The sequence below is a fragment of the Mesorhizobium sp. P170090 genome, assembly GCF_057786115.1.
Map to the genome: position 1 here is coordinate 6,020,898 of NZ_JBYNWH010000001.1, position 14,317 is coordinate 6,035,214.

A 14,317-nucleotide genomic window follows, 5' to 3' on the forward strand; every position below is an offset into this window, starting at 1 on the left:
GGGAAACATCAACCGGTAAAGCATCCAGGTGTCTTTTCGTTCCAGGCGCCGCCTATGGTAAACCAATTGCTAACCCGGTTCGGCGATGAATGGTCTTTCCTGAGATAAAGAAAGGGGAAAATATGTCCGTTCGCAGTGCCGCAAAACTCTTTACCAGCGTGCTGACGGCGGCCAGCCTCTCGCTCGCCTTGCTGATGCCGGCCGGACCGGCCTTCGCCGATGCCGGGTTTCGGCAATGGGTCGCCGGCTTCCGCGCCACCGCCGTGGCGGGCGGCGTTTCCGGCGCGGTCTACGACCGGGCGTTCCGGGGCATCAATGAACCCGACCCGGTGGTGCTGGAAAAGGCACGCACCCAGCCCGAATTCACCGCACCTGCCTGGGACTATTTCGACAACCGCGTCCACGACCAGTCCGTTGCCGTCGGCCAGCAGATGGCCAGGAAATGGAAGCCGTGGCTGGAACGGATCGAGGCGAGGTTCGGCGTCGACCGCTACATCCTGCTCGCCATCTGGTCGATGGAATCGAATTATGGCGAGATCCTCAAGCGCGACGACATCATGCGCAATGTCATCCGCTCGCTGGCAACCCTCGCCTATGGCGACCCGAAGCGTTCGAAATTCGCCCGCACCCAATTGGTCGCCGCGCTGAAAATCCTGCAGACCGGCGACATCGACGAAAGCCACCTGATGGGCTCCTGGGCCGGCGCCATGGGCCAGACCCAGTTCATCCCGACCAGCTACCAGCATTATGCCGTCGACATGGACGGCAACGGCAAGCGCGACATCTGGAATTCGATCCCCGATGCGTTGGCGACATCAGCCAATCTGCTGAAGAAGAATGGCTGGCAGGGCGGCAAGACCTGGGGCTACGAGGTCACCATTCCGGCGGGCAAACTGCCGGCCGGCTCGAAGACATTGGCGCAGTGGCAGGCGCTCGGCGTCGCCAGGGCCAATGGCAAGCCGTTCAAGAACGCAACCGACAAGGCGACGCTGAAAGTGCCGGACGGCCGCGGCGGACCGGCCTTCCTGATGATCAAGAACTTCTCCGTCATCAAGGCCTACAACAACGCCGACAAATATGCCCTGGCCGTCGGCCTTCTTGCCGACGAAATCGCCGGCTCTAATGGTCTGGTGCAGGACTGGAAGCGGCCTTTCACCAAACTGTCCTTCGAGGAAAGGCAGGAGTTGCAGAAGCGGCTTTCGCAGCACGGACTTTACGACGGCAAGTTCGACGGCAAGATCGGTGACGGCACGAAAACCGCCATCATGACCTATCAGGCAACGGTCGGCTTGACCCAGGACGGGTATCCGAGCATGGAAGTGCTCAAATGGCTCAGAAAGAAATAGAGCCATCGGCAGCGCCGCGCATTGCGGCGCACAAGGGATGCCGTAGCATTGATGTGTGCACGATCCTCTGCGAGGGCCATGCACCAAGGGATGGAGAGGGTGCTTGGTTTCGGCAGCGCGTATCCGTGTGATCGTTTTCCGCTTGCCGATCCTCGTTCTGGCCATCGTTGTCCTGGCGACGGGGGTCGCCGGCAGTTTCCACACACCGGCTTTGGCGCAGGAACAACCGCAGAACCGCGGCTGGTCGCTGCGCGACCTTCTGTTCCCGCGCCGCAGCGAACGCATCGAGCCGCCGCTCGACGTCCGCAAGGCAAAGCCGAAGGTCAAGAAGAAGCCCCGTGCACCCCTTGAACCTTCCGCTCCGATTGTCGAGAAGACACCGGATGCCCGCGTCGTTCTGGTGATCGGCGATTTCATGGCCAACGGCCTGGCCGAAGGCCTCGAAACAGCCTTTGCCGACAATGCCAACGTCAGGATCGTCGAGCGCGCCAACGGTTCTTCGGGTTTCGTGCGCGATGATGTCTACAATTGGCCCGAACAGGTCAAATCGCTGGTCGAGACCGAAAAACCCTCCGTGGTCGTCGTCATGCTCGGCTCCAACGACCGCCAGCAGATGCGCGTCAACGATGTGCGCGAGCAGCCGCGCTCCGAGAACTGGACCAAGGAATACGAACGCCGGACCGAAGCCTTGGGAAAGGCACTGGCGGCGACCAAGGTGCCTTATCTGTGGGTCGGCATGCCAGCCTTCAAGACGCCGAAGATGACCTCCGACATGCTCGCCTTCAACGACATCTACCACTCTGCTGCCGAGAAGAACGGCGGCGAATTCGTCGATGTCTGGGATGGGTTCGTCGACGAGAACGGCGCCTTTGTCTCGACCGGCCCCGACATTAACGGCCAGGCCGTGCGGCTGCGCTCCGACGACGGCATCAACGTCTCGAAAGCCGGCAAGCGAAAGCTCGCCTTCTACACCGAAAAGCCGCTGGCCAAGATCCTCGGCCTGGCAGCGCCAGGAAGCGTGGTGACGGCTGCCGCACCGGCCGGCGCCCCGGTCGAGGCGCCGTCGCTGCCCGCCGCCCCGATCGTGGTCGACCGCACCGTTCCGATGCTGCTCAACGATCCGGCGCTCGACGGCGGGACCGAGCTTCTCGGTGCGGCGGCGGCGCCGAAAGCCAATCCGGATCTGCCCGGCGAAAAACTAATCCTCGAAGGCAAGGCGCCCGAGGCCTCGCCCGGTCGCGCCGACGACTTCTCCTGGCCGCCCAAGGCCGCTGCCGCGACGGATACGACGACGGCGATCAACCGTTAACGGGGGAGTACCGTCGACCCCATCAGCGCTTCATCGATCGAGCGCGCGGCCTGGCGGCCTTCGCGGATCGCCCACACAACCAGCGACTGGCCGCGGCGCACATCACCTGCGGCGTAGAGCTTGTCGACGCTGGTCTTGTAGTCGCGATCGTTGGCTTCGACATTGCGGGAACGGCGGCTGTCGGTGGTGATTTTCATCTCACCGTCCAACTCTTTCGCCACGCCGGCGGCAGCCGGTCCGGCAAAGCCGATGGCGATGAAGGCGAGGTCTGCACGGATGACGAATTCGGTGCCGGCGATCGGCTTGCGCTTCTCGTCGACTTCGCAGCATTTGACGCCGGTCAGCTGGCCGTCCTCGCCGATGAATTCGAGCGTCGCCACCTGGAATTCGCGCTCCGCACCTTCGGCCTGTGAGGACGAGGTGCGCATCTTGGTCGCCCAGTAGGGCCAGACTGAAAGCTTGTCTTCCTTCTCCGGCGGCTGCGGGCGGATGTCGAGCTGGGTGACGCGCACCGCGCCCTGGCGGAAGGCGGTGCCGACGCAGTCGGACGCGGTATCGCCGCCGCCGACGACGACGACATGCTGGCCGCCGGCGATGATCGGATGCGACGGCCAGGCCACCGACTGGATCGGCTCGCCGCCGACGCGACGGTTCTGCTGCACCAGATAGGGCATGGCGTCATAGACGCCGCCGAGATCGTCGCCCGGAATGTTGGCCGGACGCGGCGATTCCGAACCGCCGCAATAGAGCACCGCATCGTATCCGGCGAGCAACTCTGCCACCGGCTTGTCGACGCCGACATTGACGCCGCAATGGAAGGTCACGCCCTCGCCCTGCATCTGCTCGATGCGGCGGTCGATATAGTGCTTCTCGATCTTGAAGTCGGGAATGCCGTAGCGCATCAGCCCGCCGGGACGGCTCTCACGCTCATAGACGCTGACCTCGTGGCCGGCGCGGCCAAGCTGCTGCGCCGCCGCCATCCCTGCCGGGCCGGAGCCGATGACAGCGACCCGCTTGCCCGTCTTCTTCTCCGGCGGATAAGGCCGGATATGGCCGGTTTCATAAGCCTTGTCGGCGATTGCCTGTTCAACGGTCTTGATGGCAACCGGAATGTCCTCGAGGTTCAGCGTGCAGGCTTCCTCGCAGGGCGCGGGGCAGATGCGGCCGGTGAACTCGGGGAAATTGTTGGTCGAATGCAGGTTGCGGATCGCATTGTCCCAGTCGCCATTGTAGACGAGGTCGTTCCAGTCCGGGATCTGGTTGTGGATCGGGCACCCGGTCGGCCCGTGGCAGAACGGGATGCCGCAATCCATGCAGCGCGCGGCCTGTTTCTCGACCTCCTTGTCCGACATCGGCAGCGTGAATTCGCGGAAATGCCGGATGCGGTCGGAGGCCGGCTGGTACTTGTGCACCTGCCGGTCGATTTCGAGAAAGCCTGTTACCTTGCCCATAGTCCAGTTCCTGCTGTCCAGATGGTGCGGTTTTCGCACCCGTTAACCCCTTGAGGCAGCCATGGCAACCTTGCATCCGAGGTCAAACTGTCGCTGAAAGTTCCGCCGGGAAGCCTGCGCCTCCCGGCAAGTCGAAAAACCTATTCCGCCGCCACGCCCATGCGCATGCGTTCCATCTCGATCAGCGCGCGGCGGTATTCGACCGGCATGATCTTGCGGAATTTCGGCCTGAAGATCGTCCAGTCGTCGAGTATCTCGCGGCCGCGTACCGAACCGGTGAAATGGACGTGGTTCGAGATAAGCTGGTAAAGCCGTTCCTCGTCATGGGTGGTCATGTCGCCCGAGACGTCGACGCGACCCTTGTGGTCGAGGTCACCGCCATGATGCAGCAGCCTTTCCATCAGATCGTCTTCTTCCGGAACCGGCTCCAGCTCGACCATCGCCATGTTGCAGCGCGCGGCGAAATCGCCGGCCTCATCCAGAACATAGGCCACGCCGCCCGACATGCCGGCAGCGAAGTTGCGACCGGTCTGGCCGATGACGACGACGATGCCGCCGGTCATGTATTCGCAGCCATGATCGCCGACGCCTTCCACGACGGCGGCGACGCCCGAATTGCGCACCGCGAAGCGCTCGCCGGCGACACCGGCGAAATAGGCCTCGCCCTCGGTCGCGCCATAGAGGACGGTGTTGCCGACGATGATCAATTCCGCCGCGACGATCCTGGACTCCTCCGGCGGCCGGATGACGATGCGTCCGCCCGACAGGCCCTTGCCGACATAGTCGTTGGCCGCACCCACGAGTTCGAACGAGATGCCGCGCGCCAGGAAGGCGCCGAACGACTGGCCGGCTGTGCCGGTCAGCTTCACCTGGATCGTGTCCTCGCGCAGGCCCTTGTGCCTGAAGCGCTTGGCGACTTCGCCCGACAGCATGGCGCCCGTGGAGCGATCGACATTGCGGATGTCGACCTCGATCTTGACCGGCTGCTTGCTTTCGAGCGCGGGCTTCGCCAGTTCGATCAGCTTGCGATCGAGTACATCGTCGATCGGGTGTTTCTGCCGTTCGGTCCAGTGCACCGCCTCATGCGGCGCGTCCGGCTTGAAGAACATCTTGCCGAAATCGAGCCCACGCGCCTTCCAATGCTGGATCATCTCGCGCTTTTCCAGCAGGTCGCTGTCGCCGATGATCTGGTCGATATGGGTGTAGCCCATCTCGGCCAGCAGCCCCCTCACCTCTTCCGCAACATAGAAGAAGAAGTTGATGACATGCTCGGGCGTGCCCTTGAAACGCTTGCGCAGAACCGGGTCCTGCGTCGCGACGCCGACCGGGCAGGTGTTCAAGTGGCACTTGCGCATCATGATGCAGCCGGCCGCGATCAGCGGCGCGGTCGAGAAGCCGAACTCGTCGGCACCGAGCAGCGCACCGATGATGACGTCGCGCCCCGTGCGCAAGCCACCATCGACCTGCAGCGCAACGCGCGAGCGCAGCCCGTTCAGCACCAGCGTCTGGTGCGTCTCGGCTAGGCCCATTTCCCACGGGCTGCCGGCATGCTTGAGCGAGGTCAGCGGCGACGCGCCGGTGCCGCCATCATAGCCCGATATGGTGATGTGGTCGGCGCGTGCCTTGGCGACGCCGGCCGCAACCGTACCGACACCGACTTCCGACACCAGCTTGACCGATACGTCGGCCGCCGGGTTGACGTTCTTCAGATCATAGATCAGCTGCGCCAGATCCTCGATCGAATAGATGTCGTGATGCGGCGGCGGCGAGATCAGGCCGACGCCAGGCGTCGAGTGCCGGACCTTGGCGATGGTGGCGTCGACCTTGTGGCCGGGCAGCTGGCCGCCCTCACCGGGCTTGGCGCCCTGCGCGACCTTGATCTGCATGACATCGGAATTGACGAGATACTCGGCGGTGACGCCAAACCGCCCCGAGGCGACCTGCTTGATCGCCGAACGTTCGGGATTCTTGCTGCCGCCGGGCAGCGGCAGATAGCGGTCGGCCTCTTCGCCGCCCTCGCCGGTGTTCGACTTGCCGCCGATCTGGTTCATGGCGCGCGCCAGCGTCGTGTGTGCCTCGCGCGAGATCGAGCCGAACGACATCGCCCCGGTCGAGAAGCGCTTGACGATATCGGCCGCCGACATCACGTCCTCTATCGCCACCTTCTTGCGGCCGGTCTCTTCCGCAAGCTTGATCCTGAACAGGCCGCGTATGGTCTGAGCACGGGCCGTCTCGCTGTCGATCTGCGCGGAATACTCCTTGAACGTCTCCCACGAGCCCTGACGCACGGCGTGCTGCAAGGTGGCGACGGCGTCGGGCGACCACATATGGGCTTCGCCGCGCATGCGGTACATGTACTCGCCGCCGACCTCGAGGCTGTTGCGCAGCACCGGATCGTTGCCGAAACCGTCGGTGTGGCGGCTGAGCGTCTCGGCCGCGACCTCGTCCAGGCCGACACCTTCGATCAGCGTCGCTGTGCCGGTGAAGTACTTCTCGACGAAATCCGACTTCAGCCCGATGGCGTCGAATATCTGCGCGCCGCAATAGGACTGATAGGTGGAGATGCCCATCTTCGACATCACCTTGAGGATGCCCTTGCCGATCGACTTGATGTAGCGCGAGACCACCTCGTAGGCGTCAACCTCAGCCGGCAGTTCGCCACGCTTGTGCATGTCGAGCAGCGTATCGAAGGCAAGGTAGGGGTTGATCGCCTCGGCGCCGTAGCCGGCGAGACAGCAGAAATGATGCACTTCGCGTGGCTCGCCGGATTCCACGACCAGGCCGACCGCGGTGCGCAGACCCTTGCGGATCAGATGGTGGTGCACGGCAGCCGTCGCCAGCAGTGCCGGAATGGCGATACGGTCGGGACCGACCTGGCGGTCGGACAGGATGATGATGTTGTAGCCGCCGGCGACAGCGGCTTCCGCCCGCTCGCACAGACGCTCGACGGCGCCCTGCATGCCGGCCGCGCCCTCGCTCGACCCGTAGGTGATGTCGATGGTCTTGGTGTCGAAACGGTCCTCGGTGTGGCCGATCGAGCGGATCTTTTCCAGATCGCCATTGGTCAGGATCGGCTGGCGCACTTCGAGCCGCTTGCGGCGCGAATTGCCGACCAGGTCGAAGATGTTGGGCCGCGGCCCGATGAACGAGACAAGGCTCATCACCAGCTCCTCGCGGATCGGGTCGATCGGCGGGTTGGTGACCTGGGCGAAATTCTGTTTGAAATAGGTGTAGAGCAGCTTCGACTTGTCCGACATCGCCGAGATCGGCGTGTCGGTGCCCATCGAACCCACGGCTTCCTGGCCGGTGGTCGCCATCGGCGACATCAACAGCTTGGTGTCTTCCTGCGTGTAGCCGAAAGCCTGCTGGCGATCGAGCAGGCTGACATCCTTGCGCAGCGCGCGCGGCTCGACCGGCTTCAGATCCTCGAGGATCAGCTGCGTGTTGTTGAGCCAGGTCTTGTAGGGATGCCTGGTGGCGATCTCCGACTTGATCTCCTCGTCGGAAATGATGCGGCCCTTGGCGAGGTCGATCAGAAGCATGCGGCCGGGCTGCAGCCGCCACTTCTTGACGATCCTCTCCTCCGGCACCGGCAGCACGCCGGCCTCTGACGCCATGATGACGCGGTCGTCGTCGGTGACGATGTAGCGCGCCGGGCGCAGCCCGTTGCGGTCGAGCGTGGCGCCGATCTGGCGGCCGTCGGTGAAGGCGACCGCGGCCGGCCCGTCCCACGGCTCCATAAGCGCTGCATGGTATTCGTAGAAAGCCTTGCGATCGGCATCCATCAGCTTGTTGCCGGCCCAGGCTTCCGGGATCAGCATCATCATGGCGTGGCTGAGGCTGTAGCCGCCCTGGAACAGGAATTCGAGCGCATTGTCGAAGCACGCCGTGTCGGACTGGCCGTCATAGGAGATCGGCCACAGCTTGGAGATGTTGTTGCCGAACAGTTCGGAATCGACCGAGGCTTGGCGCGCCGCCATCCAGTTGTTGTTGCCGCGCACCGTGTTGATCTCGCCATTATGCGCGACCATGCGGTAGGGGTGCGCGAGCTTCCATGACGGGAAGGTGTTGGTCGAGAAGCGCTGGTGGACGAGGATCAGCGCGGTCTCGAAACGCGGATCCGACAAATCCTTGTAATAGGCGCCGACCTGGTAGGCCAGGAACATGCCCTTGTAGACAATGGTACGCGCCGATAGCGACACACAGTAGGCGCCGATATCCTTGTTGTTGTTCTCGGCGTAGATACGGCCGGAAATCACCTTGCGCAGCAGGTACAGCCTGGCCTCGTATTCCTCGTCATCTGGAATGTCCGATGTGCGGCCGATGAAGACCTGGCGATGGAACGGTTCGGAGGCCGCAATATCGGGCGCCTTCGACAGCGATGAATTGTCGACTGGCACGTCGCGAAAGCCGAGCAGCGGCAGCCCTTCTGACTGCGCCGATTCGGCGATGATCTCTTCGATATGGGCGCGCAGTGCCGCATCCTGCGGCATGAACCAGTGGCCGACGCCGTATTGGCCTGCCGCCGGCAGTTCGACGCCCTGGGCCGCCATCTCTTCGCGGAAGAAATGATCGGGAACCTGCACCAGCACGCCGGCGCCGTCGCCCATCAGCGGATCGGCGCCGACAGCGCCGCGATGCGTCAGGTTTTCGAGCACGAAGAGCCCGTCCTTGACGATCTGGTGCGACTTCACGTTCTTCATGTTGACGATGAAGCCGACGCCGCACGCGTCATGCTCGTTGCGCGGATCATAGAGACCCTGCGCGGCCATGCCATTGGTGGTCAGGCCGTTGGTGGTCTGGCCTTCTTTGGTCAGAACGGTATTTTTAACGGCTGCCGCTTTCGTCTGCGCGGCCTGGCCGATAATCGCAGAGGGCGTCAGTTCCGTCATCGTCCTGTCCTCCGATCCGGCCCCTTGCACGTCTAGCATTTGGGGCGCTGGTCTACCTTGGGAAGCGACTGGCTTCCGCTCTCATTCTTGCGGCACGTCTTTTCGAAATCCTTGGCGGACCGTGCGGTGCACCGCCGGTTCGTATCCGGTATCGTACAGGCCACAGCCGAGCCGTCTACCCGTCGCTCGCGGCAACGGCCGGAGTGGCCCAAATGATACGCCAATCCAGCCTGACTTGTGCGACAAAATAAGACAGCACTACTGTCCTAAATTTTTATGGCAGAAATCCTGGGCGCACACAAGACCGATTCACCAATTCTTGGACGTTTGGCGACAGAAAATTACGTCAGGCGCTGTTGAAACGAAATTTCGGTCCCGGCGCTCCTTCGTGATCGCCTTTGGCTTTACCGCTTTTTCAGCCCTTGGCCCTTGCGCGTCAAACCCCGAAACGGCCATGGTCGCGCTCTTGTCGCAACCAGACTTTCTCAACCAGACAGGGACTTTCCTGATGTTCTTTGCATCCGACAACTGGGCGGGCGTCCATTCCAACATTGCCGCCGGGCTGTCAGCCAATGCCGGCGGCTTTTCGACCGCCTATGGCGATGGCGATCTCGACCGCGCCGTCTACCAGCGTTTCAGCGAGATCTTCGAACGCGAGGTCGCGGTGTTCTTCGTCGCTACCGGCACGGCGGCCAACTCGCTGTCCCTGGCCGCTTACAACAAGCCCGGCGGCATTTCCTTTGCGCACCGCGAATCGCACATCATCGAGGACGAATGCGGCGCGCCGGAATATTTCAGCGGCGGCTCGCGTCTCCATGCTGTCGACGGCGCCCTGGGCAAGATCGATCCGCACAATCTTGAACGCGCCGTCGCCCGTTTCGCACCCGAAATCGTCCATTGGGGACGCCCGACGGCCGTCTCGATCACCCAATCGACCGAAGTCGGCACAGTGTACGGGCTCGACGACATTTCCACCATTTCGGAGATCGCCAAACGCTTTTCCCTGCCGCTGCATATGGACGGCGCCCGTTTTGCCAACGCATTGGTCGCGCTTGAGACGACGCCGGCCGAAATGACCTGGAAGCGCGGCGTCGACATCGTCTCGTTCGGCGGCACCAAGAACGGCTGCTGGTGCGCCGAAGCGGTGGTGCTGTTCGATCTAGACCGCGCCAAGGAGTTGTCCTTCCTGCGCAAGCGCGCCGCACAGCTGTTCTCCAAGTCGCGCTTCATCGCAGCGCAGTTCGACGCCTACTTCACAGACGGCCTGTGGCTGGACACGGCCCGTCATGCCAATGCCATGGCCGCGCGCCTGGCGGCTGCGATCGAGGATTCGGCAACGGCGAAGCTCGCCTGGTTGCCGCAGGCCAACGAGGTGTTCGCGGTGATGAAAAAGGCGGAAGCCGAAAGGCTGCAATCCGTCGGCGCAGCCTTTTACGACTGGCACAGGCCGCACGGCTTCGACGGCCATGTCGGCGAGGACGAGTTGCTCTATCGCTTCGTCACCAGCTTTGCCACGACTTCAGATGAGGTCGATCGCTTCGGCCAGATGATCGCCTGAACCCGCGAGACCGCGCCAATGACAAAGCCACCTCTCGGCTCAACCATGCGGCTGGTTCGCCCGGCGCCAAACGTGCTCGGCTTCTACGATGGCCGCGTTGACGGCGTTCGCGCCTGGTCGGACGAGCCGAACTGGCTGGACGACGGCGCCTATGCCCTCGGCATCTGCACCTATGCGATCGTCGATGGTTCGCAGGCGCTTGTCTACGACACGCATATTTCGCTGCCTCACGCGCGCTTCATCAGGCAGACGCTCGAAGACATGGGCGCAACATCGATCCGGGTCGTGCTCAGCCACTGGCATGACGATCATATTGCCGGCAATGAGGTGTTTCAGGATTGCGAGATTATCGCCAACACGCTCACCGCCTCGGCGCTCGCGAACAACCGGGCTGAGATCGAAAGCGGTGTTCCACCGATCAAGCCTCTCGTGCTGCCGAACAGGACCTTCGCAGGCAGTCTTGACCTCGCCGTTGGATCGATCGCCGTCGAACTGCGTCAGGTCGAAATCCACAGCCATGACGGCACGGTGCTGTTCATGCCCGAAACCGGCCTGCTCCTGGCGGGCGACACGCTCGAGGATCCGATCACCTATGTCAGCGAGGCGGATCGGCTGGCGCAACATCTGGTCGATCTCGAACGCATGGCCGGCTGGTCGATAGACCGCATCTTGCCCAATCACGGCTCGCTCGAAGCGATTGAGCGAGGCGGCTACGACAAAGGCCTCATCGCCGCGACGCAAGCCTACGTTCAAAAACTGCTTCGCTGCCGGCGTGAGCCTGATCTTGCGAAGCAGGATCTGAAAACCTGCGGCGCCGACATATTCGCCACGGGCGCGGTCGAGTACTTCGCGCTGTACGAGCCCGTCCACCGGCAAAACGTCGAGGCCGTTCTCGCAACCGGCACCGATCGCTAAGCAAGGAAAGGCCGCGCCAAAAGCTCGAGGCCAAGCAAGATCAGGAAAACAAGAAACCAGCGCCGGAAGGTCGCCGGGCTGATCCGCTGCCGGAGCAACTGTCCGAGCCACATGCCGAGCAAGGCCGGCGCAACCGCCAGCGACGACATGGCGACATGCCCGACCTGGAACGCGCCGTGCGAGGCAAGGCCGGCAGCGAGCGCGATCGTCGACACGGTGAAGGACAGGCCGAGCGCCTGGATCAGATCGTCACGGCTCAAGCCCAGCGCCTGAATGTAAGGTACAGCGGGCACGACGAACACGCCGGTGCCGCCGGTGACGATGCCGGTAAGGAAACCGACGATGGGCGACGACCAGCGCTCGGCTGACGCGGGAACCGTCAACTGCCGCGCCAGCAGCGTATAGACGGCATAGACGATCAGCGCCGCCCCGAGGCCGGCCGTCGTCCATTTGACATTGTCGCTGGCCAGCAGCCATGAGCCGGCCAGCGTGCCGGCGACGATGCCGACCATCATCAGCCACAGCCGCCTGAGGATCCATCCGAAGCTCGGGCCGGCAAACAGCTGCCAGATATTGGTGACGAAGGACGGCACGATCAGCAGCGAAGCCGCGGCGACCGGCGGCATGATTGTGCCCAGCAGCCCCATCGCCAACGTCGGCAGTCCCATACCGGTAACGCCCTTGACGATGCCGGCCAGCAGGAAGGTCACCGCAATGGTTGCCGTTAGGGCCAGGGAAAAATCAGCCGAAAGATCAGACATCGCCCTTCATGGGAAGACGGCGCCCGCCGCAAAAGAGCCAGAACTCTTCGGTTGGGGTGACAGAGGCTGCGGCGAAAAAAAGCGGCGCCTCGCGGCGCCGCTTTCGTCTCGGGAGGAGACGCTTTCAACCTTGGGCGTTGTGACGCCGCCGTCTTGATCACGCGGCGTTCTTGGCCTCGATCTGCTTGGCGTTGGCCGAAGAGGCGGTAATCGCGATCTTGCGCGGCTTCAGCTCCTCGGGGATGTTGCGCTTAAGGTCGACGAAAAGCAGGCCGTTCTTCAGGGTGGCGCCGACGACCTCGACATGGTCGGCAAGCTGGAAGCGGCGCTCGAACGAACGCGAGGCAATGCCGCGGTAGAGCAGCTCGGAGCCTTCGCCATTGCCCTCTTCCTTGCGCTCACCCTTGACGGTCAGCACGTTGCGGTGGGCTTCGATCGAAATCTCTTCGTCCGAGAAGCCGGCAACCGCCATCGAGATGCGATAGGCGTCCTCGCCGGTGCGCTCGATGTTGTAGGGCGGATAGGTCTGCGCGCCATCGGGCTGGGCCAGCGAGTCGAGCATGGTGAACAGGCGGTCGAAGCCGACGGTCGAGCGATAGAGCGGGGAAAAATCAACGTGACGCATGAGGTGTTCTCCTGTTGAGCAACATGTTTGCGTGTGGCCGGTGCGAAACCCTGGAAAGGCGTTTCGGGTGGACCAGCAGCCCCGACATCGGCGGCTGCATCCGACATTTGGGGAGCGCAAAAGCGCATTTCAAGGATTTTTGAAGAGCGCCAATCGAGGCGTCGATGAACGGCAGATGAACCGCTGCTTCGGCGCCCGTTCAGCCGGCCGGCGCTAGAGTGCCCCCAGGATAAAGAACCAGGCGGCGCCGGATGAAAGCGCCGCGACGAGGCCGACCGGGTGTAACGTCCCTTCCTCCCGGATCGACAGAGGCCGGAAGCACGCCGCCGCAGGCTGCTTCCGGCCTTGCTTGTCGTTCGTCCGCCCCCTTGGCGTCCTCCCTTTGCTTTTCATCCATTGGCGTCTATCACCATGCCGACGCCCTGCCGGGTGAGACACCACGAAGACGCAAGCGCCTAATGACGGATCTCTTCCATCCCACGCCAGGCAATCCGCCGCCGCAAAATGTCGCCGGCGGCTTTTTCACCACGCGCGACGGCAAGAAGATCCGCTACGGCCTGTTTGCCGCGGTCACCCGGCCGCTGAAAGGCACCGTCGTGCTGCTGCCCGGCCGCAACGAGTGCATCGAGAAGTATTTCGAAACCATCCGCAACCTGACCGACCGCGGCCTCGGCGTCGCCACGCTCGACTGGCGCGGCCAGGGCGATTCCGACCGGCTGATCGCCGATCCGCAACGCGGCTATGTCCGCTCTTTCTACGATTACACCGGCGACCTCGAACAGTTCTTCGAGGATATCGTGCTGCCCGACTGCCGCGGCCCGTATTACATCCTCGCCCATTCGATGGGCGCCGTGATCGCGCTGCTCGCGGCGCCGTCGATGGTCAACCGGGTGCGTCGAATGGTGCTGATTGCGCCTTTCCTGACGGTGCCCGACTCGCCCGTGTCGGCAAAAACGGCGCGCCGCGTCTGCTCGGTATTGTGCTTTCTCGGCCTCGGTCGGCTCTACGCCGCCTGGGGTCCGCGTCCCAGGGAAACCCTGCCCTTTGCCCTCAACAAGGTGACATCGGACCCCGGGCGCTATCAGCGCAACACGAAAATCTACGAGCACTATCCGCAACTGGCGCTCGGCGGGCCGACGATCCGCTGGCTGCAGGCGGCAATCAAGGCAGGCGAAGCCATCAGCGAGCCCGACTTCATGGCCAGGATCCAGGTGCCGCTGCTGATGATCGCCGCCGGCGCCGATCAGGTCGTCTCGACCAAGGCCGTGGAAGCCTACGCCAGGCGTCTGCGCCTCGGCTCGCTGCTGATGATCGATGGCTCGAAACACGAGATCCTGCAGGAGGCCGATGTCTATCGCGAGCAGTTGCTCGCCGCCTTCGACGCCTTCATCCCCGGCAACGACGACCCCACAGCCTGATGCCGCCGGCGCTGCATGTTGCGGCGCCTTGAGCTTGCGCCT

At 63.3% G+C, this 14,317-nt stretch carries 9 protein-coding genes; 5 read left to right on the plus strand and 4 right to left on the minus strand.

Annotated features, from left to right (window positions below; genetic code table 11):
• The first annotated feature begins 122 nt into the window (after window positions 1-122).
• Window positions 123-1,346 carry a lytic murein transglycosylase gene (locus AC3EML_RS29060; protein WP_023714036.1) on the plus strand — a complete coding sequence of 408 codons (1,224 nt, stop codon included), beginning with the start codon at window positions 123-125 and terminating at the stop codon, window positions 1,344-1,346.
• Window positions 1,347-1,449: 103 nt separating this feature from the next.
• The gene (locus AC3EML_RS29065; protein WP_023714037.1) at window positions 1,450-2,655 is read left to right on the plus strand and encodes an SGNH/GDSL hydrolase family protein; all 1,206 of its coding nucleotides are present in this window, start codon (window positions 1,450-1,452) and stop codon (window positions 2,653-2,655) included.
• On the opposite strand, the gene AC3EML_RS29070 is transcribed toward AC3EML_RS29065, so the two are convergent.
• Window positions 2,652-4,106: a glutamate synthase subunit beta gene (locus tag AC3EML_RS29070; RefSeq protein ID WP_023671207.1), complete on the minus strand. Its 1,455-nt coding sequence runs from the start codon at window positions 4,104-4,106 to the stop codon at window positions 2,652-2,654. The genes AC3EML_RS29065 and AC3EML_RS29070 overlap by 4 nt on opposite strands.
• A 140-nt stretch (window positions 4,107-4,246) precedes the next feature.
• Complete coding sequence (gene gltB / locus AC3EML_RS29075) at window positions 4,247-8,998, minus strand: glutamate synthase large subunit (protein WP_488505371.1); 4,752 nt, start codon at window positions 8,996-8,998, stop codon at window positions 4,247-4,249.
• A gap of 508 nt (window positions 8,999-9,506) precedes the next feature.
• Here gltB and AC3EML_RS29080 point away from each other — a divergent pair.
• Together AC3EML_RS29080 and AC3EML_RS29085 are read left to right on the plus strand one after the other, a co-directional pair.
• Window positions 9,507-10,556, plus strand: coding sequence for a threonine aldolase family protein (locus tag AC3EML_RS29080; RefSeq protein WP_023686416.1), 1,050 nt, complete (start codon window positions 9,507-9,509; stop codon window positions 10,554-10,556).
• An 18-nt stretch (window positions 10,557-10,574) separates the two neighbouring features.
• A complete protein-coding gene (locus AC3EML_RS29085) occupies window positions 10,575-11,471 on the plus strand; it encodes an MBL fold metallo-hydrolase (protein WP_023747133.1) in 897 nt (298 codons plus the stop codon).
• On the opposite strand, the gene AC3EML_RS29090 is transcribed toward AC3EML_RS29085, so the two are convergent.
• Together AC3EML_RS29090 and AC3EML_RS29095 are read right to left on the minus strand one after the other, a co-directional pair.
• Window positions 11,468-12,232 (minus strand): sulfite exporter TauE/SafE family protein, encoded by a 765-nt coding sequence (locus tag AC3EML_RS29090; RefSeq protein ID WP_023686418.1) that lies wholly within the window; start codon window positions 12,230-12,232, stop codon window positions 11,468-11,470. The genes AC3EML_RS29085 and AC3EML_RS29090 overlap by 4 nt on opposite strands.
• Before the next feature lie 157 nt (window positions 12,233-12,389).
• Window positions 12,390-12,857 carry an Hsp20 family protein gene (locus AC3EML_RS29095; protein ID WP_023671202.1) on the minus strand — a complete coding sequence of 156 codons (468 nt, stop codon included), beginning with the start codon at window positions 12,855-12,857 and terminating at the stop codon, window positions 12,390-12,392.
• Between the two features lie 458 nt (window positions 12,858-13,315).
• On the opposite strand from AC3EML_RS29095, the gene AC3EML_RS29100 reads away from it, so the two are divergent.
• Entirely contained in the window at window positions 13,316-14,275 is a 960-nt protein-coding gene (locus AC3EML_RS29100; protein WP_023704020.1) for an alpha/beta fold hydrolase, read from the plus strand.
• Window positions 14,276-14,317: the final 42 nt, after the last annotated feature.